We start from the raw sequence: 19,678 nt of genomic DNA, 5'->3' as shown, positions 1-19,678 counted from the left end.
GGCCGCCTTTTTCAGGTGCTCCAACCCTTGCTGAAAGCGTTGGTGAAGGCGACCTCGCCATGATCGCCGGTCGCCTCGCCCAGCACCACGTCCATGCCGTCGCTGGTCACCCTGGCCAGCGCGAAACCGCCCATATAGGCAGCCTTCGGCTTGAACAGGTCGATCCCGTCCCTGCGATAGATCAGCGGCATTTCGTGTTGGTGGCCATGGAAAATGCCGACGACATTGTAGCCCTTCAGCGCCGCCAGCAACGCCTGCCGGTCGGCCTCGCTCCACCAATGCGGCGCACCACTGCCGTCATCATCGAAGTGCCGCTTGGCGGCATCCCAGCGTTCCACCGAGAAAGTGTCCCAGCCATAATGCTGGAACAGGATGACCGGACGGCCGTCCGCCGCATAGGTCGCCAGGTCCTGCTTCAGCCATGGCAGGCTGCTCTCGGCGCCGTGGCCGGTATCGCCGGCGAAACGATGCGTCTGGATCAGATGCAGGCCGCCCCAGTCCCAGGAGTAGCAGTCGGTATCGACACCATAGTCGGTGGCCGGCACCGGCGGCTTGAAGAACACGCCGGCGCGATGATTGACCTCGACGTAGTCGCGCAGTTCGCGCCGGTACCAGTCGACATGGTGCGGTGGCCCGTTCTGGTCGAGATCATGGTTGCCGAGCCCGATATAAACCGGCACGTGCACGCGATCCGGACCGACGCCTTGCTGGTAGCGCTGGCTGAACTGGAGCAGTTGGGTGCCCTCGCTTGGCTGCGTGATCTGGCCGCCGCCATCGTCGGTGATGTCGCCGCCGACGACAAGGCCGAGCGGCGTGCCTATCCTGCCGGCCGAACGCAGGCCGGTGGCGACGCCATTGATGTCGGCCGGCCAGTCCTTGTCGCCAAGCGCATTCAGCACCGCCACGTTGCGCAGCAGCGCGGCGTCGGTCTTGCCTTCCTGCAGGCAGTTGGGGCTCAAGCCGCTCGCCATGCGGCAGGCATGGACATCGGCGATGAACAGGAAGGTGGCGTCGATCGACTGGACGCGTTGCCCGGTCTGGCCGAAGGCCGGGCGCGACAAGGCGCCGGCCGCAGCAAATCCCGCAGCCTGCGCCAGGAAGTTGCGTCGGGAAAGCGATCCAGTCGAACGGCGATTCATCATACGCTGATTCAGCATGGACAGCGGCCGGTCGTCCAGCGTCTCTGCGCCCCGCCATCATCGACATGACGCCACGGGTCTGGCATGTCTCCCCTTGCGCGAGCGGAGGAGGACGAAAAATGAAAGCCGCACCTAGCTGCATGATTCTGGCCGCGATGTTGTGCGCGAGCACCGCGCATGCCGCCGGTTGCGTCGACGCCAAGTCCGCCAGGAAGGGTTTCGTTCTGGCGAGACCCGGCATCCAGAGCGAATTTCGGCCCGTGGCTGGCGGGATGATGTCGGTTATCAACACCTACGAATCGCAATCACCGCAAACCCAATATTTGTTCGCCGGCCTGATCGAGGTGTTTCGCGACAGCGACACCGGTCGCCAGGCGATGATCCCGTTTTCCGATCTGCGAAAACTGTTCCCGCTGAAGGCGGGGGCAAAGGCCGCGATAGAGTTCGTCGAGCTGTCGCCGAACAAGCCGCCGAAGGCCACCAAGACGCTGAGCCTGGTCGTCAAGGGCAAGGAGACGTTCAGCCTGGGCGCGTGCAAATACAATGTCCTGGCGGTCAAGGAGACCTTCAAGAACGGCGCTGGCGAAACGCTGGATTCATTCACCGCCCTCTATGCGCCCGATCTGCAGGCAGCGCTCGCGCGGCGTTACGATGAAGGCACCAGTTCGGAATCCGTCAACGGCTACGAGACGATCAAGCCGCTGGCCGAGTAGCTGAACCAGAGCCCGGCGTTCCCCACCTCGCCCAGCATCGGATGAAGAACGCAGCGCCGCAAAGTCAAGAGGTTCTCGGCCGTGGCAGTATCCTGTTGCGTCGCCTGGCTGCCAATCCGCCCTGCGATAGCGACGGCGCGCTGCGCTCCAGCCCCGCCAGACAATCCCGCAGCACACCGGCATCCTGCGCCGTCTTGGCCATCGACATCGCCCCGGAATAGGCGGCGACCGCCAGCGCGGCAAAGCGTTCGGGGTGCGTGCCCTCGTCCCTGCCCGCCTGCTGGTCGGCACGCAGCTTGTCGGCAATCGCGCGCCGCCACCCGGCAAAAATACCGGCCAGGGCAATGCGGAAATCCGGATCGGCAAGCGACAGTTCGTGCGCCAGATTGTTGAGCGGACAGCCGCGGACGAAACCCTGCTGCTCCAGCTCCGCCGCCACGGCCTCGAACACCGCGCGCACGCCTTCGCGGGCCGACGCCGCCGCCAGCACCGGCGCGATCCACGTCTCTTCGACCGCTGCCGCCACACGCTCGTCGATCACCGCCAGCGCCAGCGCCTTCTTGGTCGGGAAATGGTGATGCAGCGCGCCGCCGCTGACGCCCGCCGCCGCCATCAGGTCGCCGATGCTGGAGGCGTGATAGCCGCGCGCCTGGAACGCGTCCTCGGCGACATCGAGCACTTTTTTGCGCATGCCTTCAGGGTCGTTGATGCGTTTTCCCGGGCGCGGTTTTGGTTGAGCGATCATCTCTGCTGACATTGCCGGACATTAGCATATTGACAAAACAGGACAACCGGTCTGTTTGAAAACAGGACGATCACCCTGTTTTAAGGAGAGTGCCGGATGAACCTGCCCCAGAACGTCGCGCCGAAACCCGCTGTGCTCGCCTCGCCTGTGGTCGAGCTTCGGCAATACACATTGAAGCCCGGCCGGCGCGATACGCTCATTGATATCTTCGACAGCAGATTGATCGAGGGCCAGGAGGACGCCGGCATGACCATCATCGGCCAGTTCCGGGACCTCGACCGCCCAGACATGTTCGTCTGGATGCGCGGCTTCGACAGCATGAATGCGCGGAAAAATGCTCTCGCCGGTTTCTATGGCGGGCCGGTCTGGGCCGCGCACGGCCCTGCGGCCAATGCGACGATGATCGATTCCGACGACGTGCTGCTGCTCAAGCCGGCATGGCCAGGCGCCGGCTTCGACCTCGCGGGCGCGCAGCGGCCAGGTCCGGCCACCAACGAAAAGCCAATTCAAAACAAGCCGCTGACTGGCATCGTTATCATCGAGATTCATCATTTGCAGCCCGGCACAGAGGCTGATTTCGCCAATCGCTTCGAGATTGAGACGGCGTGCCTGATGACGGCCGACGCACGCCTGCTCGCCGCTTTCGTTACGGAGCATGCCGAAAACAGTTTTCCGCGCCTGCCGGTACGGGCTGATGAAAACGTCTTCATCAGCGTCATGGGTTTTGCCAGCGCCGAAGCGCATGCCCGCCACAAGGCTGCGCTTGCCGCCTCGCCGGCATGGCAGGATTTTTGGCAGGCCGCGCAGCTCGGCCTGACCAAATCAACGGAAACCTTGCGGCTGTCGCCCACTTCGCAATCACTGGTCGGGCGCTATTCCTAAAGCGCGTCGACGCGCTTTAGGAATAGGCCTTTTTTGCGCATGTCGTTCTCCCAAAACCGGGGGCACTTTTGGACGACATGCATCAGACTTCAAACGCCTCGATGATGGCCTTCGCGACGAGGCCTGGATCTTCCCAATGCGGGTTGTGACCACAGCTCTCGGCCCGGACGAAGACGGCTCCGGCAAGATCGGATTGCAACGCCTGCTGGTGCGCCTCGCCGAACAGCGGGTCGCACGCGCCGGCGATGATCAGCGTCCGGGCCTGCACGGCTCGTGCCGCGTCGGTCAGATCAGCGCGGCGGATTTCCCCGAGAATCGCGCGCCAGCGCGGCACCGGCATCGCCGAGGCCTCTTGCGCCAGGCCGGCGAGAAAGGCTGCTGGCACGTCGGGACTGCAGGCATGCCACCAGGCATAGAACGGATCGGCCGGCGAGATCGGATCGCGCAGCGCCTCGACGACCGCGACCAGCGGATGATCCGGCGCGAAATCAGGCTTCAACGTGCCGGCCAAGGCCACCAGTCCGCCGATCAGGTCCCTGTGTCGCCCAGCCAAGGCGATAGCCACCATGGCGCCCAGCGAATGGCCGACGACGACCGGCCGGTCGAGCTGCAGACTCACGATCAGCCCGGCAATATCGTCGGCGAAGTCGGCGATGCCGCAGCCCTTGCCCGCTTGCGAGGCGCCATGGCCGCGCAGATCCGGCATGATCAGCCGGCGGCCGGCCAGATATGGCGCCAGAAGCGAAAAGCTTCGGCTGGTGTCGGTGAAGCCGTGCACGAACAGCAGTGCCGGCTCGGCGCCTGATATCTCGACATAGGCGATGTCGATATCGCCGACAGTGACGAACTGCTTGCGGCCGGCCCAAGCGTCCTGGTCCGCGCAGGCATTCAGCACCGCCGCCCTCACAGGCCGAGCTTTTCCTTGACCGCGGCAAGGCCGGGTTGGCCGTCAAAAGTGGTGACACCGGCGAGCCAGGCATCGAGACGGCTCTTGTTGGCCGTGATTGCCTTCAGCGCGCCGTCCTCCGGCTTCATGCCGTCATTGATCAGATAACCCATGCCGACATTCTCGAAATCGATGTCGAAGGCGAGATTCCCGAGGAATTTCGCGACGTTCGGGCATTGCTGCAGATAGCCCTTGCGCACCTGCGTCGTCACCGTCGCGGCACCGAAATTCGGGCCGAAGAACTTGTCGCCGCCGGTCAGGTACTTGAAGTCGTACATCGTGTTCATCGGATGCGGCGCCCAGCCCTGGAAGACGATGAACTGCTTTTCCTTGATCTCGTAGCCGACCTCGGAGAGCATGCCGGCTTCGCTCGACTCGACCACCTGCCAGCCGTCCAGGCCAAAGGCCGGATCGGCGATGGCGTCCATCATCAACTGGTTTGAACCGGGCTCGATACCGTACATTTTCTTGCCGAACTTGTCGGCGAATTTGTGCAGGTCGGAAATGTCCTTGACGCCGGCATCCCAAGCGTAAGTCGGGACGGCGAAGGTGTATTTGGCGCCTACGAGATTGACGCGCACATTCTCGACAGAGCCGTCCTTCTTGTAGGGCTCGTAATAGGTGACCATGGCCGGGTCCCAGTAGCCAAGGAACAGGTCGAGGTCCCTGTTTTTCATGCCCTCGTAGATGACGTTGATGCCGAGAACCTGGCTTTGCGGCTGATAGCCGAGCGCTTCCAACAAGACGTTGGCGACTCCCGTGGTGAAGGCAAGGTCGTTCCAGCCGGGTTCGGCCATGCGGACCGTCCTGCACTCTTCGGCCTCGGCCGCCTGGGCCGCATGAGTGGCCACCATGAGGGCGGCAAGGCAGACGCCATTTGCAAGGATGCGCAACATTTCGGTTCTCCTCATTCGAAATTGACCAATTGGTCTTTTTATTGTCCCATGGGTCAATTCTTGATCTGAGCGGACGAAAATGTCAACGTGGATTCGAAATGCATGGACCGATCCCGTGAAACTCAAGCGTCTCAGTGAGATACGCCGCAAGGAGTTGCGGCAGGCGGCCTTCGCGGTGCTGGAGCGCGAAGGCATTGCCGGCGCGACGCTGGAAAAGGTGGCCGCCCAGGCTGGCGCCTCCAAGGGCATCGTGCTGCACTATTTCCGCAACAAGCAGGAATTGTTCGAGCACGCCATGCGCGAGGCCAATGCCGTCCTGTGCCAAGCGGTGATCGCGCGGCTTCGCCGGGCGCAGACGCCGATGGAGCGCATGGATGCCGTGATCGAGGGCAATTTCGAGGAGCATCTGTTCCAGCCGCCTCTCTGCCATGCCTGGCTGTCGCTCTGCGCCGAGGTGCCGCGCGACGAGAAGATGGCCCGTATCCAGCGGGTGATCCATGCGCGCATGCGCTCGAACCTGTTGTCGGGCCTGCGCGGCCTCGCCTCGCCTGGAGATGCCGACGACATCGCGCTTGGCGTCACCGCGCTGATCGACGGGCTTTGGCTGCGGCTTGGCCTGCAGCCGGGCAGCGTCTCGCGCGAACAAGCGGTCCGCCAGGTCAAGAATTATGTCGCGGGGCGGCTGGCCCTGCGGGAGCTTGCGACCGCCGGCGCTTAGACCAGCCTCGGCCTGCCGGATGGCAGCCGTCGAAGTTCATACCGTGGGATAGGCTGACGGCTTGACCTTGGCCGCCAATGTACGGCGCTCTCGACGACGCAGAAATCTCGGAGCATCCCATGAGACTTCACAACAGGCGCGCGCTGGTCACCGGCGGGTCGGACGGTATCGGCCTGGCGATCGCCGAGGCCTTTTCGCACGAGGGCGCGGACGTCCTGATCGTCGGCCGCGACACCAAGAAGCTCGACGCCGCCCGCAAGCAGCTCGGCGGCACTATCGAGACGCTGTCGGCCGATCTTGCCACATCGGCCGGCATCGCGGCCGTCGTCGAGGAGGTGAAAAAATCCGGCAGGCCGCTCGATATCCTCGTCAACAATGCCGGAGTGGCTTTCCTGGTGTCGTTCGAGACCGTCACTGAGGCGCAGTTCCAGGAATCCTTCGCGCTCAATGTGGCGGCGGTGTTCTTCCTCACGCAGGGCCTGCTGCCGCATCTGGCGGTCGGCGCATCGGTGATCAACATCTCGTCCTATTTCGCCAACAAGATGATCCCGAAGCGGCCGTCGAGCCTCTATTCCCTGTCGAAGGGCGCGTTGAACTCGCTGACCAAGTCGCTCGCCTTCGAACTCGGCCCGCGCGGCATCCGCGTCAACGCCATCGCGCCCGGCACCGTCGACACCGCCATGCGGCGCAAGACCGTCGACAATTTGCCGGCCGAGGCAAAGGCCGAGCTGAAAGCCTATGTCGAGCGCAGCTACCCGCTCGGCAGAATCGGCCGCCCCGACGACCTGGCCGGCATCGCGGTCTATCTGGCCAGCGAAGAGGCAGCCTGGACCAGTGGCGGGGTCTTCGCCATCGACGGGGGATACACGGCGGGGTGAGCTGGTTTTCTCCCTCCTTGAGGGGGAGATGGCCGGCAGGCCAGAGGGAGTCGCCTCGCGTGGAGCGCCAGCCTCTTCCGGCGGCGACAGGAGGTCGCGCCCGGTCGAACCGACCCCCTCTGTCGCCTTCGGCGACATCTCCCCCTCGAGGGGGGAGATCACCTTCAACCGATTCGCATCCTCGCCGCCCGCAATCTCCGCTTGAAGCCGTTTGTGCAACGCGATACGCCGTTGCCGACTTCGACAAGGAGAGACCTGTGACCGCTGCAAAGACCAGAACCGAAACCGACACGTTCGGTCCCATCGAAGTCGCCGCCGACCGGTACTGGGGCGCGCAGGCGCAGCGTTCGCTCGGCAATTTCAAGATCGGCTGGGAGAAGCAGCCGGCGTCGATCGTGCGCGCGCTGGGCATCGTCAAGCGGGCGGCAGCCGAAGCCAACATGGAGCTCAAGCGGCTTGATCCTGCGATCGGCAAGACGATTGTCGCGGCGGCGCAAGAGGTCATCGACGGCAAGCTCGATGACCATTTCCCGCTGGTGGTCTGGCAGACCGGCTCGGGCACACAGTCCAACATGAACGCCAACGAGGTGATCTCCAACCGGGCGATCGAGATGCTGGGCGGCGTCATGGGCTCCAAGAAGCCGGTGCATCCCAACGACCACGTCAATATGAGCCAGTCGTCGAACGACACCTATCCGACGGCCATGCACATCGCCTGCGCCGAACGCATCGTGCACGATCTGTTGCCGGCGCTGAAGCACCTGCACAAGGCGCTCGCCGCCAAGAGCAGAGAGTTCAATCACATCATCAAGATCGGCCGCACGCACACGCAGGATGCCACCCCCCTCACGCTTGGCCAGGAATTTTCGGGCTATGCCGCGCAGGTCGCCTCGTCGATCAAGCGCATCGAGCTGACGCTGCCCGGCCTGCAGGAACTGGCGCAGGGCGGCACCGCCGTCGGCACCGGCCTCAACGCGCCGGTCGGCTTCGCCGAACGGGTGGCGGATCGCATCGCCTCCATCACCGGCATTGCCTTCGTCACCGCGCCGAACAAGTTCGAGGCGCTGGCGGCCCATGATTCCATGGTGTTTTCGCACGGCGCCATCAATGCGGCGGCCGCCGCACTGTTCAAGATCGCCAACGACATCCGGTTCCTCGGTTCCGGCCCGCGTTCGGGCCTCGGCGAACTGTCGCTGCCGGAAAACGAACCGGGCTCGTCGATCATGCCGGGCAAGGTCAACCCGACCCAGTGCGAGGCGATGACGCAGGTCTGCGTGCAGGTGTTCGGCAACAATGCGGCGCTCACCTTCGCCGGCAGCCAAGGTCATTTCGAACTCAACGTCTACAACCCGCTGATGGCCTACAATTTCCTGCAGTCGGTGCAGCTGCTCTCCGACGCCTCGGTTTCCTTCACCGACAATTGCGTCGTCGGCATCGAGGCGCGCGAAGACAACATCAAGGCGGCACTCGACCGCTCGCTGATGCTGGTGACGGCGCTGGCGCCGACCATCGGCTACGACAATGCCGCCAAGATAGCCAAGACCGCGCACAAGAAGGGCACCACTTTGCGCGAGGAAGCGCTCGCCACCGGGCTGGTCAGCGAGGCCGACTACGACCGGCTGGTGCGGCCGGAGGATATGACGCATCCGGGGTAGGCAATTCCAGGAAAGTGTCTTGCGGTTTTCGGTCCGGAATTGCGCAACCAAAAGCCCGGTATTTCATAGTGGGAGAATTTACTCCCGTCACGACCTGACCCGAAGCGAATTTTGCGCAGGCCGCCCGATCACGGAAACGTAAGTACTGTGAACAATGTGTCGCCAACCTGGTGGCTTTGGTGAACAGTCGGCTTGCTCTATCTCCCCGGTATCAACCATTCCGGAGAGCCACCATGTCCACCAACACTTCAGTCGCCGGTTCCGGCGCATCCAACGCCTCGACCACCATCCTCCTCGGCCGCGTCCTGCTTGCCGTCATCTTCCTGCTTTCAGGCTTCGGCAAGCTGACCGCCATCACCGGCACGGCCGGCTATTTCGGTGCCCTCGGCCTGCCCTTGCCGACCGTAACGGCCATTGTCGTCGGCCTGATCGAGCTTCTCGGCGGCCTCGCCATCCTCGTCGGCTTCAAGACCCGGATTGTCGCCTGGGTGCTGGCGATCTTCACCGTCGCTACCGGTTTGGTCGCCCATACCGGTTGGGCCGACCAGATGCAGATGATCCAGTTTCTCAAGAACCTCGCGATTGCGGGCGGCTTCCTCTTGCTGGCTTCCTCGGGCGCCGGCGCCTATTCGATCGACGCCAAGCGCGGCTGATCCAAAAACCGGCAATAGCCGAACAAAAAAGCGGCGCGGAATTTTCCGCGCCGCTTTTTCGTTGTTGGTACATGCCCACCGATCTATCGGCCGGAGTTTTCTGATAGGATCGGGGCTATCGGGACGAGGCCGGCCGGCGACCGATAACGGAGGTGACCATGCCCCGCAACGCGCTGCTCCTGCTCTCCCGGCTGCTGTTCGCCGCCCTGTTCGTGCCTTCCGGTTTCCATGCATTGAGCGACATTGCGGGCACCACAGGCTATTTCGCCAGCCTCGGCCTGCCGCTGCCGACGCTTGCCGCCTGGGGCACGGGACTGTTCGAACTTATCGCCGGGCTGCTCATCCTGGTCGGTTTCCAGACCCGGATCGCGGCGCTGCTGCTCGCTGCCTTCTGCATTGCCGCGGGGTTCATCGGCCATTACGGCCAGGGCGGCGGCGACGCGATGCTCGCCTTCCTGCACCAGCAGATGCTGATGAAGGACATTGCGATATCAGGCGGGTTTGTTGCGTTGGCGATGGCCGGCGCGGGAGCGTGGTCGGTCGACGGGCGCGGTGCGGTTTGATATCTTCGTAGATGCGTCCTGGTCGACCCCCACTCCGTCTCGGCTTCGCCGAGCCACCTCTCCCCCGATCGACGGGGTAGAGGAAGGGCGCGAACTTATTCTAGCCAACGCTCCCCACGCTAGGCTCCCTTCCTTTCCCTCCGGAGGGGGGAAAGGTGGCGCTGCGAAGCAGCGACGGATTGGGGGAAGCCGGTCTACAAACGCGATGCCACCGGCGAGTGGCGCGATTGAGTTGATCCAATATCCGCGTGGGTCAGATAAATCACGCTCTGGTAGGCCGTGTTCATTTTACTGAAAGGCTAGGCCCGCCCTCAACAGCCAGCACCAGGCGGCGGTTGGTTATCCTTGCCAGCTGTGCCAGGCGCCCGGCCGGCCGCTCGCCATAGAGATCGGCCAGCGATGCCGGCAAGACCAGCGCCAGCACGCCGTTGGCGCGTTGTTCCCATTTCAGCCTGGGCATGATGCCGGGCATCGACGCCGTCAGCAGGTAGACGACGCGCATCATCGCGGCGAGCACGCGGGCGCGCTCCAGATAACGCGGCGGCGCCAGCGCCTTGATCTCGGGGGCGATGGCTTCGTTGAAGATGCCGTCGTGACGATAGGCGTTGGCCATGGCCAGGAAAGCACGGCCGGGATGGTCGACGCCGAAGAAAGAGGCGTGCGCAATGATGTTGAGCGATTGCTTGCCGCGATATTCGGGGTGCGCGCGCCAGCCGATATCGGCCAGCAATGCGGCCGCGTGGCGGTAGCGCGCCTCGTCCTCGGTCTCGTCGATGCCGAAAGCGGCAAAGGTCTTGGCGGTCCAGTCGACAAGTTCATGCGCATGGGCGACGGAGCGCGAGCGCAGGCGGGCGAGTTCCTCCGAGGCCGAAATCAGCGGATCGGCCTTCTGCTCGGCCTCGTCGAGCAGCGAATAGAGAAAGCCTTCGCGTACGCCCAGAGCCGAGACGATGATCTTCGACGGCTGCATCGCCGCCATGATCTCCTGCAGCACGATGGCGCCATAGGGCAGCAGCGAACGGCGGTTCTTGGAAACGCCTTCGATGCCCTTGACCTTCTCGATCTCGGCCTTGGCCACCTGCTTGAGGAAGTTCGCCGCGCTTTCGGCCGAGATCTCGTAATGGTGCATGACGCCAAGCGGATAGTTGGTCATCTCCATGTGCAGCCGGGCGAGATTTCGCCAGGTGCCGCCGACGGCGTAGAAGGGCCTGCCCTGCCCGCCTTTCAACAGCTTGGCCTTCGCCAGTTCGTCCCGCGTGATCTTGGCCGCCTGAGCCAGCGAGTTCTTCGCCATGTCCTGCAGGCGCAGACCGCCCAGCGGCAGCGTGATGCCGTCGCCGATCGCTTCGCCGGCGACGTCGACCAGTTCGAGGCTGCCGCCGCCCAGATCGCCGGCGATGCCGTCGGCCGGATGGAAGCCGGAAATGACGCCGAGCGCCGAATAATACGCTTCCTGACGGCCGCTGATGACACGGATCTCGGTCTTCAGCACCTCCTCGGCGCGGTGAATGAAATCAGGGCCGTTGACCGCCTCGCGGGCCGCGGCGGTGGCCAGCACATACATATGCTCGGCGCCGGCCTGGTCGGAAAGCGCGCGAAAGCGGCGGAACTCTTCCATCGAGCGCGTCACCGCCTCGGGGTCGAGCTTGCCGGTCGAAACGATGCCGCGGCCGAGACCGGCCAGCATCTTTTCGTTGAACAGCATGGTCGGCGAGCGCGCCAGTCCCTCATAGACGACGAGACGGATCGAGTTCGATCCGATGTCGATGATGGACAGCGGTCGGCGGTCCTGCAGCCGCCCCTGGGAATCAGACAGCATCAGCCGGACGCTGCGGCGTTCTTCTTGCGGCGCTTGAACTGCGCGATGCGCTTGGGCGCATGCGACTTCAGCGCGTCACCCCGTCCCGACAGGCTCGGATTGGTCATGAAATATTCCTGCGCGTTGAACGGTTCCTCGCCCTCCTCCAGCACGACGCGCCGGGAGGTTCCATCAGCCAATACGTCGAAACTTTGCTGATTGTCCATGATGTTGCCCAGCATGATCTGGCCAAGGATCTGTTCATGCACAGTTGGATTGGTGATCGGCACCATGGTTTCGACGCGGCGGTCGAGATTGCGCGGCATCAGGTCGGCCGAAGAGATGTAGACGATCGCCTCGTCCGACGGCAGGCCGTAACCATTGCCGAAACAGTAAATGCGGCTGTGTTCGAGAAAACGGCCGACGATCGATTTTACGCGGATGTTTTCCGACAGGCCCGGAACCTGCGGCCGCAGGCAGCAGATGCCGCGCACGACAAGGTCGATCTCGACGCCGGCGCGACTGGCATCGTAGAGCGCGTCGATGATGATCGGATCGACGAGTGCGTTCATCTTCATCCAGATGCGCGCCGGTTTCCCCTGCACCGCGTAGGCAATCTCGTCGGCAATGTGCTTCAGGATGCGGCTTCTCAGCGTGAACGGCGAGATCGCCAGCCGCATTTCGTCCGTCGGCTCGGCATAGCCGGTGATGAAATTGAACAGCTGGGCGACATCGCGGGCAATCGTCGGATCGGTGGTGAAGAAGGACAGGTCGGTGTAGATGCGCGCCGTTACCGGATGGTAGTTGCCGGTGCCGAGGTGCACGTAGTTGCGCAGCTTGCCGTCCTCGCGCCGCACCACCAGCGACATTTTCGAATGGGTTTTCAGCTCGAGAAAGCCGAACACGACCTGCACGCCGGCACGCTCCAGGTCGCGCGCCCAGCGGATGTTGGCTTCTTCGTCGAAGCGCGCCTTGAGCTCTACAAGCGCGGTGACCGACTTGCCGGCCTCGGCCGCGTCGACCAGCGCACGCACGATCGGGCTGTCATTGGAGGTGCGGTAAAGCGTCTGCTTGATCGCCACCACTTCCGGATCGGCCATCGCCTGGCGCAGGAACTGCACCACGACGTCAAACGATTCATAGGGGTGATGGACGACGATGTCCTTCTCGCGGATGGCGGCGAAACAATCGCCGCCATGCTCGCGGATGCGTTCGGGAAAACGCGGATTGTAGGGCATGAATTTCAGGTCGTCGCGAGGGACGGCCACGATCTCGGAAATCTGGCTGAGCGCCAGCGGCCCGGTGAGCACGCTGATGCGGCTCGACGACACGCCAAGCTCGCCTGCCACGAAGTCGCGCAATTCGCCAGGCATCAGCCTGTCGAATTCGATGCGGATCACCGAACCGCGTCGCCGCCGCTTCAGCGCCGTTTCGAACAGGCGAACCAGGTCCTCGGACTCCTCCTCGACCTCGATATCGCTGTCACGAATGATGCGGAACGTGCCGGAGCCCTTGACCTCATAGCCGGGGAAGAGCTTGCCGATATAGAGGCCGACCGCCTCTTCCAGCGGGATGAAGCGGACATGATGCTTGCGGTCCGGCAGACGGATGAAGCGCTTCAGCGCCACCGGCAGGCGCAGCAGCGCGCTCATCTCCTCGCCGTTCTTGCGATGGCGCAATTGCAGGGCCATCGAGAAACCGAGATTGGGGATGAACGGGAACGGATGCGCTGGGTCGATCGACAGCGGGGTGAGCACCGGGAACACCTGCCCCTGGAAATGGTCTTCCAGCCAGATTTTCTCGTCCTTGGTCAGCGCATCGCGGGTGATGCTCTCGATGCCTTCCTTGTTGAGCAGCACGGTGAGCGCCGAAAGGCTCTTCTGCTGGTCTTCCTGCAGCCGCTCGACCTCACGCAGCAGCTGTTCGAGCTGCTGTTCGGGGGTGCGCCCGTCAGGGCTTTTGAGTGTGATGCCCTCGCGCACCTGGCCGGCAAGGCCAGCGACGCGGACCATGAAGAATTCGTCGAGATTGGCGGCCGAGATCGACAGGAAGCGGACGCGCTCCAGCAGCGGATGATTGAGGTTCAGCGATTCCTCGAGAACGCGCCGGTTGAATTGCAGCCAGGAAAACTCGCGATTGACGAAGCGATCCGGGTTGCCACCCTCCGGGCGAGCCACCTCGACATCCACGAATTCGTTCTGCACCGGCTTCAATTCGTTCATGGTTCCCGCTCTTCCCGTACCGTCGGCCGGTTAGCCAGTCTCTATAGCGACGTTCCCTCCCGAAAACCGAAATCGGTTTTCGGGTCATGGGTTAACCGGCTTAACTTATCCTCTGACAGGCTTTTGCGACAGTTTCATTTCATCGAACTTGCAAAGAGGCCTGATATGATCCAGATGCAGACGAGACTGCGTTAAGGAGACGACGATGGCAGGCGGTTCCATTCCCCATTTTCAGAACGATGCGGGCTATCAGGCAATCGACATCGGCGTGAAGGAATTCATGTGCACGGGCGCCAATCCGCCGTTCGACCACCCGCATGTGTTTCTGGACATGGGCGACGACAATGAAAAAGTCTGTCCCTATTGCTCGACGCTCTACCGCTATTCGCCGAAGCTGAAGGCGACCGAAACGCTGCCGGCCGGCTGCATCTACATCGACCAGGCCGCCTGAGTCCTTCGACCAGCCCGATGAACGACACGCGATCCCGGCAAATTGTCATCGCCGGGGCGGGTGTCGCCGGATTAACCGCAGCCCTTGCGTTCGCCGAACGCGGCTACCCTGTTCGGATGTTCGAACAGGCGCAGCGCCTGGAGGCTGCCGGCGCAGGCATTCAGCTCTCTCCAAACGCGACCCGTATCCTTCGCCAGCTTGGCGTGCTCGACCGGCTGCTGCCGGCGGCGGTGCGGCCCGAAGCCGTGGTGTTGAAGGAGGCCGCGACCTTGCGCGAACTGGCGCGCGTGCCGCTGGGGCAAGCCGCCGAAACGCGCTGGCAGGCACCCTATCTCGTCGCGCACAGGGCCGATCTGCAGAGCGCACTGACCGCGCGCGTTGCCGAGATGCCGGATATCCATCTCACCACCAGCGGGCGCGTCAGCGGTGTTGCCACCGACAGCCATGGCATCACAGCGACAGTCGAGATCGACGGCAAGACCATCAAGGCTGAAGGCTTCCTGCTGGTCGGCGCCGATGGCGTCTGGTCGTCGGTGCGCGCACTCGTCGATTCGGCCAAGGGGTCGGCTTCGCCAAGAAACCACTTCTCCGGCGAACTGGCCTGGCGCGCCACCGTCGCGGCCGAGAGCGCCGCCGGTCAGAGCTTTGCCGCCATCGGCGCCAGGGACTGCGTCACCACCTTCCTGCATCCCGGCTTCCATATGGTGGCCTATCCCGTCAGCAAGGGTGCGGCCTTCAATCTCGCGGCCTTCACCAGGGGCGAACGCATTGCCGAGGGCTGGTCCGGCAACGCCGGCGCCGGGATCCTGACCCGAGCCCTGCGCGGCACCGCGGCAGAACTTGCCCGTCTGGTCGAGCAGGCCGGCCCGTGGACCGCATGGCCGATCCACACTGTTGACCCGCAACAGCCCTGGACAACATCGAACGGCGTTGCGCTGATCGGCGACGCCGCGCATGCGATGACCCCATTCGCGGCGCAAGGTGCGGCCATGGCGATCGAGGATGCGGCGACGCTTGCCGACGCCGTTTACGCCTCCCCCGCTGACCCCCTGGCCGCACTTGCGGTTTGGGAGCAGTCACGGCGGCCGCGTGTCGCGCAGGTCACCCGACGCGGCGCTGTCAACCGGCTGGCCTGGCATGCCTCGGGTCCAGTGGCGATTGCGCGCAATGTGTTCCTGAAGGTGCGCCCGCCGGAAAAGCTCGCCGCGGATCTGGACTGGCTCTATGGCTGGCGGGCAACGGAGGCTGCTGTCAGGCGTTGATAGGACGGCGGGACAGCACCCCCCTCTGTCCTGCCGGACATCTCCCCCGCAAGGGGAAAGACCGGTCGGCACCGCCGATTTCACCAATCTCGAACGTTGCAGGGCCGCAGGAAAGAGCGGGGCGCCGAAACTGCCAATCTCCCCCTCGTGGGGGAGATGTCCGGCAGGACAGAGGGGGGCGCGAAGGAATGAGGCGTCTCGCATTGGCGAAACGCGACAAGACGAGACAGCTAATTATACAGCCGCATCGATAGCCCGAGCGATACAGGCAGCGGGTTCCACCAGCCGGTGCGCAGGCCGGCGGTGCGCAAGGCGGCCGCCGTCCAGGTGTTGCAGCCGACCAGTGCGTTGAAATGGCCGTTGGCTTCGTAGAAGCCGTCGAACCTGGAATAGGCCGCGTCCGGAACAAGGATCGGGCCTTTCGGTCCCCGCTGGAAACTGGCATCGATGAAATCGAGCAACGCCGCGAACCGGTCCTCGTCGATGTCGAACCCCGCGACATCGGGACGCAGTTCGGCGATGTCACCGGCGATATCGACATGCATGACCGACGCGTCGAGGGTCAGTGCCTTCATCACCGGCACCGCCTTCAGCTCAGACCATGTCGGCGTCTCCAGGTAGAAGGCGCGGCCGCCCCAGCCGAAGACGATGTAGCGGACCTCCGGCCTGTCGGCTGGTATGCCCGCGTCGACCAGGAAATGGAAACGCCGGCGCACCGCGTCGTCGACCGGGATGGCGATGTCGGTGTGGATCGGATTGTTGAGCACCAGGATGTGGCGCGTCGTAGCCGGCATGGCGGCGGCTGCGGGCCACAGCGGCCGCGGCACGAGGGTGCCCGTCGTCACGGCAAGTGCGACGACAATCAACAGAAGACCCAGAAAACGTCCCAGTCTTTTCATGAAAGGCGGCTCTGCAAACGCGCTCCGGCGCGACACGAACGCCCGCCTGTTATCCCATACGCAAAAGAGCCCGGCAGTGTTTCAGCCGGGCTCTTCGTGGCCGTCGAGGCCTTAGTGCAGGATCTGCGACAGGAACAGCTTCGTGCGCTCGTGGCGCGGGTGGTCGAAGAACTCGGCCGGCGTGTTCTGCTCGACGATCTGGCCCTGGTCCATGAAGATCACACGGTTGGCGACCTTGCGGGCGAAGCCCATCTCGTGGGTGACGCACAGCATTGTCATGCCTTCCTCGGCAAGGCCAACCATGGTCTCCAGCACTTCCTTGATCATCTCCGGATCGAGCGCGGAGGTCGGCTCGTCGAACAGCATGATGCGCGGGTTCATGCACAGCGAGCGGGCGATCGCCACGCGCTGCTGCTGGCCGCCGGACAACTGGCCGGGATATTTGTTGGCCTGTTCCGGGATCTTGACGCGCTTGAGGAAATGCATGGCGATTTCCTCGGCCTGCTTCTTCGGCGTCTTGCGCACCCAGATCGGCGCCAGCGTGCAGTTCTCCAGGATGGTCAGATGCGGGAACAGGTTGAAGTGCTGGAACACCATGCCGACCTCGCGGCGCACCTCATCGATCTTCTTGAGATCGTTGGTCAATTCCTTGCCGTCGACGATGATCTTGCCCTTCTGGTGCTCTTCCAGACGGTTGATGCAGCGGATCATGGTCGATTTGCCAGAGCCGGAGGGGCCGCAGATGACGATGCGCTCGCCGCGCATCACTTTCAGATTGATGTCCTTCAGCACATGGAACTCGCCATACCATTTGTGCATGGCGATGATGTCGATGGCGACATCGGTCGTCGAAATCTGCATCTTGGCGGCGTTGACCTTGATCTCTTCGGCGCTGACGGCATTTTCGGTGGCCATGAGAGGGATCCCCTTGTTCTTTTGTTTATGTTTAGCGTTTGTGGCCGGTGTCGAGCCGGCGTTCGGTGTACATTGAATAGCGCGACATGCCGAAGCAGAACAGCCAGAAGACGAAGGCGGCGAAGATCAGGCCGGACCTCGCCGTCTGCGCGGTTGCCCAGTTTGCATCGGAAAAATTCTGTTTGACGATGCCGAGCAGGTCGAACATCGAGATGATGATGACCAGGCTGGTGTCCTTGAACATGCCGATGAAGGTGTTGACGATGCCAGGGATGACCAGTTTCAGCGCCTGCGGCATGACGATGAAATACATCTTCTGCCAATAGCCGAGGCCGAGCGAATCGGCACCTTCATACTGGCCCTTGGGGATCGCCTGCAGGCCGCCGCGCACCACTTCGGCCATATAGGCGGCGGCAAACAGCGACACGCCGATCAAAGCGCGCAGGAACTTGTCGAACGAGACACCCTCCGGCAGGAACAGCGGCAGCATGACGCTGGCGAAGAACAGCACGGTGATCAGCGGGATGCCGCGCACCGTCTCGATGAAGACGACGCACAGCGTCTTGATGATCGGCATCTTGGAACGGCGGCCGAGCGCCAGCACGATGCCGAGCGGCAGCGACACGGCAATGCCGACGAAAGACAGGCTGAGCGTTACCAAGAGCCCGCCCCACAGCGAGGTCTCGACATGCGGCAGGCCGAACATGCCGCCGACCAGCAGGACGAACGCAACGATCGGCAGCACGAAGAACAGCAGGACAGCATTCAGCCCTTTGCGCGGCACCTTCGGGATGAGCATCGGCACCAGCAGCGCCACGAACAGGAGAGCGACCAGGATCGGCCGCCAGCGCTCCTCGATGGGATAGCGGCCGAGCATGAACTGGCCGAATTTGGCGTTGACGAAAGCCCAGCAGGCGCCGGTCCAGCCATCCGGCTGGATGCCACCTTGCGCCACCGTGGCGCATACGGTCCGGTCCGGTCCCGTCCACACGGCGTTGATGAACGCCCAATTGATGATTTGCGGCAGGATCATCGCCACCAGGGCGATGCCGACGATTGTCAAAATGGTGTCGCCGGTAGACGCGATCAGGTTCTTGCGCACCCACGCACCGAGGCCGGTGACGCTGGCGGGCGCCGGCTGCGCCAGCACCATTTCGGTGCGCACCCAGGACATATCATGTTCTTGCATGTCCTTACCTCACCTCTCCACCAGTGCCATCTTGGCGTTGAACCAGTTCATCACAAGCGAGGTCAGGAGGCTGATAGCAAGGTAGATCACCATCATGATCACCACGCCCTCGACGGCCTGGCCGGTCTGGTTCAGCACTGTCCCGGCGGTCGCCGTCAAGTCCGGATAGCCGATGGCGATAGCCAGCGACGAGTTCTTGGTCAGGTTGAGATACTGGCTGGTCAGCGGCGGAATGACGATGCGCATGGCCTGCGGCTGGTCGTCGTGCCGCAGGATCGATCCGGACCGCAGCCCCAACGCACCGGCAGCTTCCGTCTGGCCCGCGCTGACACCCCTGATGCCGGCGCGCACGATCTCGGCGATGAAGGCGGCGGTATAGCAGGACAGCGCCAGATAAAGCGACAGGAACTCCGGCCGGACCTGAAAACCGCCGGTCAGGTTGAAAGTCGACTGCTTCGGGTAGTCGAAACTCAGGGGAAAGCCGCTCAGCGCATAGGCGAGCAGCGGCAGCCCGACGATCAGCGCCGCGGACGTCCAGAACACCGGAAATTGCTGGCCGGTCGCCATCTGCCGTTGGCGCGCCTTGCGCGCGACGAACCACGCCATGGCGATGCCGACGAGCAGGGCGACGAAGATCAGCCATGAGCCGTCGCCCCATACGGCGCGTGGAAAATAGAAACCGCGCTGGTTGAGAAAGGAGCCGAAAGGCAAATTGATGCTGTCGCGTGGCGCCGGCAGCACGGCCAGCACGCCGGAATACCAGAAGAAGATGACCAGCAGCGGCGGGATGTTGCGGAAGACCTCGACATAGACGGTGCAGATCTTCCTGATCAGCCAGTTCTTCGAGAGCCGGCCGATGCCGATGACGAAGCCGATGATTGTCGCGGTGATGATGCCGACGATGGCGACGATGACCGTGTTGAGGAGGCCGACCAGAATGGCGCGGCCGTAGGTCGAATCCGACGAATAGGCGATCGCGCTCTCGCTGATGTCGAAGCCGGCGCGGCCCTTGAGGAAGCCGAAGCCTGAAGCGATGCGCAGCCGCGTCAGGTTGTCGATGACGTTGTGGGCAATCCACCAGACGCCCGCCACCAGCAGCACGACGACCAGCACCTGGAAGAATATGCCCCGGATTTTCGGATCGTTGATGAAGG

Annotated in this window: 19 protein-coding genes; 9 read left to right on the top strand and 10 right to left on the bottom strand. The window is 63.4% G+C overall.

What is annotated here, in order from left to right:
* Positions 1–11: 11 nt before the first annotated feature.
* Positions 12–1,142: a metallophosphoesterase gene (locus tag EN943_RS05895; RefSeq protein ID WP_127411899.1), complete on the bottom strand. Its 1,131-nt coding sequence runs from the start codon at positions 1,140–1,142 to the stop codon at positions 12–14.
* A gap of 116 nt (positions 1,143–1,258) precedes the next feature.
* On the opposite strand from EN943_RS05895, the gene EN943_RS05890 reads away from it, so the two are divergent.
* The gene (locus EN943_RS05890; protein WP_127411876.1) at positions 1,259–1,852 is read left to right on the top strand and encodes a hypothetical protein; all 594 of its coding nucleotides are present in this window, start codon (positions 1,259–1,261) and stop codon (positions 1,850–1,852) included.
* A 64-nt stretch (positions 1,853–1,916) separates the two neighbouring features.
* On the opposite strand, the gene EN943_RS05885 is transcribed toward EN943_RS05890, so the two are convergent.
* Positions 1,917–2,543, bottom strand: coding sequence for a TetR/AcrR family transcriptional regulator (locus EN943_RS05885; protein WP_245475607.1), 627 nt, complete (start codon positions 2,541–2,543; stop codon positions 1,917–1,919).
* Between the two features lie 150 nt (positions 2,544–2,693).
* On the opposite strand from EN943_RS05885, the gene EN943_RS05880 reads away from it, so the two are divergent.
* Positions 2,694–3,479 (top strand): NIPSNAP family protein, encoded by a 786-nt coding sequence (locus EN943_RS05880; RefSeq protein ID WP_127411874.1) that lies wholly within the window; start codon positions 2,694–2,696, stop codon positions 3,477–3,479.
* A gap of 82 nt (positions 3,480–3,561) precedes the next feature.
* Here the strand turns inward: EN943_RS05880 and EN943_RS05875 are convergent, their stop codons facing one another.
* Both EN943_RS05875 and choX read right to left on the bottom strand, forming a co-directional pair.
* Positions 3,562–4,374: an alpha/beta hydrolase gene (locus EN943_RS05875; RefSeq protein ID WP_127411873.1), complete on the bottom strand. Its 813-nt coding sequence runs from the start codon at positions 4,372–4,374 to the stop codon at positions 3,562–3,564.
* A gap of 8 nt (positions 4,375–4,382) precedes the next feature.
* Positions 4,383–5,321 (bottom strand): choline ABC transporter substrate-binding protein, encoded by a 939-nt coding sequence (gene choX, locus EN943_RS05870; RefSeq protein ID WP_127411872.1) that lies wholly within the window; start codon positions 5,319–5,321, stop codon positions 4,383–4,385.
* Between the two features lie 79 nt (positions 5,322–5,400).
* On the opposite strand from choX, the gene betI reads away from it, so the two are divergent.
* The 5 genes from betI (at position 5,401) to EN943_RS05845 (ending at position 9,788) form a co-directional block, all read left to right on the top strand.
* Positions 5,401–6,039 carry a transcriptional regulator BetI gene (gene betI / locus EN943_RS05865; protein WP_127411871.1) on the top strand — a complete coding sequence of 213 codons (639 nt, stop codon included), beginning with the start codon at positions 5,401–5,403 and terminating at the stop codon, positions 6,037–6,039.
* A 119-nt stretch (positions 6,040–6,158) separates the two neighbouring features.
* Positions 6,159–6,917 carry an SDR family oxidoreductase gene (locus EN943_RS05860; RefSeq protein WP_127411870.1) on the top strand — a complete coding sequence of 253 codons (759 nt, stop codon included), beginning with the start codon at positions 6,159–6,161 and terminating at the stop codon, positions 6,915–6,917.
* A 257-nt stretch (positions 6,918–7,174) separates the two neighbouring features.
* Complete coding sequence (gene fumC, locus EN943_RS05855; RefSeq protein ID WP_127411869.1) at positions 7,175–8,572, top strand: class II fumarate hydratase; 1,398 nt, start codon at positions 7,175–7,177, stop codon at positions 8,570–8,572.
* A 233-nt stretch (positions 8,573–8,805) separates the two neighbouring features.
* A complete protein-coding gene (locus EN943_RS05850) occupies positions 8,806–9,225 on the top strand; it encodes a DoxX family protein (protein ID WP_127411868.1) in 420 nt (139 codons plus the stop codon).
* A gap of 158 nt (positions 9,226–9,383) precedes the next feature.
* Positions 9,384–9,788: a DoxX family protein gene (locus tag EN943_RS05845; protein WP_127411867.1), complete on the top strand. Its 405-nt coding sequence runs from the start codon at positions 9,384–9,386 to the stop codon at positions 9,786–9,788.
* A gap of 283 nt (positions 9,789–10,071) precedes the next feature.
* Here EN943_RS05845 and ppx read toward each other — a convergent pair whose 3' ends face one another.
* Positions 10,072–11,607 carry an exopolyphosphatase gene (gene ppx, locus EN943_RS05840; protein ID WP_027037843.1) on the bottom strand — a complete coding sequence of 512 codons (1,536 nt, stop codon included), beginning with the start codon at positions 11,605–11,607 and terminating at the stop codon, positions 10,072–10,074.
* A complete protein-coding gene (locus tag EN943_RS05835; protein WP_127260693.1) occupies positions 11,607–13,808 on the bottom strand; it encodes an RNA degradosome polyphosphate kinase in 2,202 nt (733 codons plus the stop codon). The genes ppx and EN943_RS05835 overlap by 1 nt, the downstream gene beginning before the upstream one ends.
* Positions 13,809–14,013: 205 nt before the next feature.
* Between EN943_RS05835 and EN943_RS05830 the strand changes: the two genes are divergently transcribed.
* Together EN943_RS05830 and EN943_RS05825 are read left to right on the top strand one after the other, a co-directional pair.
* The gene (locus EN943_RS05830; protein WP_023814125.1) at positions 14,014–14,259 is read left to right on the top strand and encodes a zinc-finger domain-containing protein; all 246 of its coding nucleotides are present in this window, start codon (positions 14,014–14,016) and stop codon (positions 14,257–14,259) included.
* Between the two features lie 17 nt (positions 14,260–14,276).
* Positions 14,277–15,521 (top strand): FAD-dependent monooxygenase, encoded by a 1,245-nt coding sequence (locus tag EN943_RS05825; RefSeq protein ID WP_127411866.1) that lies wholly within the window; start codon positions 14,277–14,279, stop codon positions 15,519–15,521.
* Between the two features lie 230 nt (positions 15,522–15,751).
* Here EN943_RS05825 and EN943_RS05815 read toward each other — a convergent pair whose 3' ends face one another.
* The 4 genes from EN943_RS05815 to EN943_RS05800 all read right to left on the bottom strand — a co-directional run.
* Positions 15,752–16,420, bottom strand: coding sequence for a TIGR02117 family protein (locus EN943_RS05815; RefSeq protein ID WP_127411865.1), 669 nt, complete (start codon positions 16,418–16,420; stop codon positions 15,752–15,754).
* A 111-nt stretch (positions 16,421–16,531) separates the two neighbouring features.
* Entirely contained in the window at positions 16,532–17,335 is an 804-nt protein-coding gene (locus EN943_RS05810) for an amino acid ABC transporter ATP-binding protein (RefSeq protein ID WP_013532420.1), read from the bottom strand.
* Between the two features lie 31 nt (positions 17,336–17,366).
* Positions 17,367–18,524, bottom strand: coding sequence for an amino acid ABC transporter permease (locus EN943_RS05805; protein ID WP_127411864.1), 1,158 nt, complete (start codon positions 18,522–18,524; stop codon positions 17,367–17,369).
* 9 nt (positions 18,525–18,533) lie between these two features.
* A partial coding sequence (locus EN943_RS05800) for an amino acid ABC transporter permease (RefSeq protein ID WP_245475604.1) occupies positions 18,534–19,678 on the bottom strand: 1,145 nt, incomplete at its 5' end.

It is taken from the genome of Mesorhizobium sp. M7A.F.Ca.US.006.01.1.1 (assembly GCF_003997935.1).
Classification (GTDB): domain Bacteria; phylum Pseudomonadota; class Alphaproteobacteria; order Rhizobiales; family Rhizobiaceae; genus Mesorhizobium.
The sequence above is the reverse complement of the archived record's forward strand: the minus strand, read 5'-3'. Positions and strand labels throughout refer to the sequence as shown.

Coding starts and splice junctions, on each gene's coding strand:
- EN943_RS05895 (WP_127411899.1), bottom strand. CDS start 1,142: ATGATGAATCGCCGTTCGACTGGATCGCTTTCCCGACGCAACTTCCTG.
- EN943_RS05890 (WP_127411876.1), top strand. CDS start 1,259: ATGAAAGCCGCACCTAGCTGCATGATTCTGGCCGCGATGTTGTGCGCG.
- EN943_RS05885 (WP_245475607.1), bottom strand. CDS start 2,543: ATGCGCAAAAAAGTGCTCGATGTCGCCGAGGACGCGTTCCAGGCGCGC.
- EN943_RS05880 (WP_127411874.1), top strand. CDS start 2,694: ATGAACCTGCCCCAGAACGTCGCGCCGAAACCCGCTGTGCTCGCCTCG.
- choX (WP_127411872.1), bottom strand. CDS start 5,321: ATGTTGCGCATCCTTGCAAATGGCGTCTGCCTTGCCGCCCTCATGGTG.
- betI (WP_127411871.1), top strand. CDS start 5,401: ATGTCAACGTGGATTCGAAATGCATGGACCGATCCCGTGAAACTCAAG.
- EN943_RS05860 (WP_127411870.1), top strand. CDS start 6,159: ATGAGACTTCACAACAGGCGCGCGCTGGTCACCGGCGGGTCGGACGGT.
- EN943_RS05850 (WP_127411868.1), top strand. CDS start 8,806: ATGTCCACCAACACTTCAGTCGCCGGTTCCGGCGCATCCAACGCCTCG.
- EN943_RS05845 (WP_127411867.1), top strand. CDS start 9,384: ATGCCCCGCAACGCGCTGCTCCTGCTCTCCCGGCTGCTGTTCGCCGCC.
- ppx (WP_027037843.1), bottom strand. CDS start 11,607: ATGCTGTCTGATTCCCAGGGGCGGCTGCAGGACCGCCGACCGCTGTCC.
- EN943_RS05835 (WP_127260693.1), bottom strand. CDS start 13,808: ATGAACGAATTGAAGCCGGTGCAGAACGAATTCGTGGATGTCGAGGTG.
- EN943_RS05830 (WP_023814125.1), top strand. CDS start 14,014: ATGGCAGGCGGTTCCATTCCCCATTTTCAGAACGATGCGGGCTATCAG.
- EN943_RS05825 (WP_127411866.1), top strand. CDS start 14,277: ATGAACGACACGCGATCCCGGCAAATTGTCATCGCCGGGGCGGGTGTC.
- EN943_RS05815 (WP_127411865.1), bottom strand. CDS start 16,420: ATGAAAAGACTGGGACGTTTTCTGGGTCTTCTGTTGATTGTCGTCGCA.
- EN943_RS05810 (WP_013532420.1), bottom strand. CDS start 17,335: ATGGCCACCGAAAATGCCGTCAGCGCCGAAGAGATCAAGGTCAACGCC.
- EN943_RS05805 (WP_127411864.1), bottom strand. CDS start 18,524: ATGCAAGAACATGATATGTCCTGGGTGCGCACCGAAATGGTGCTGGCG.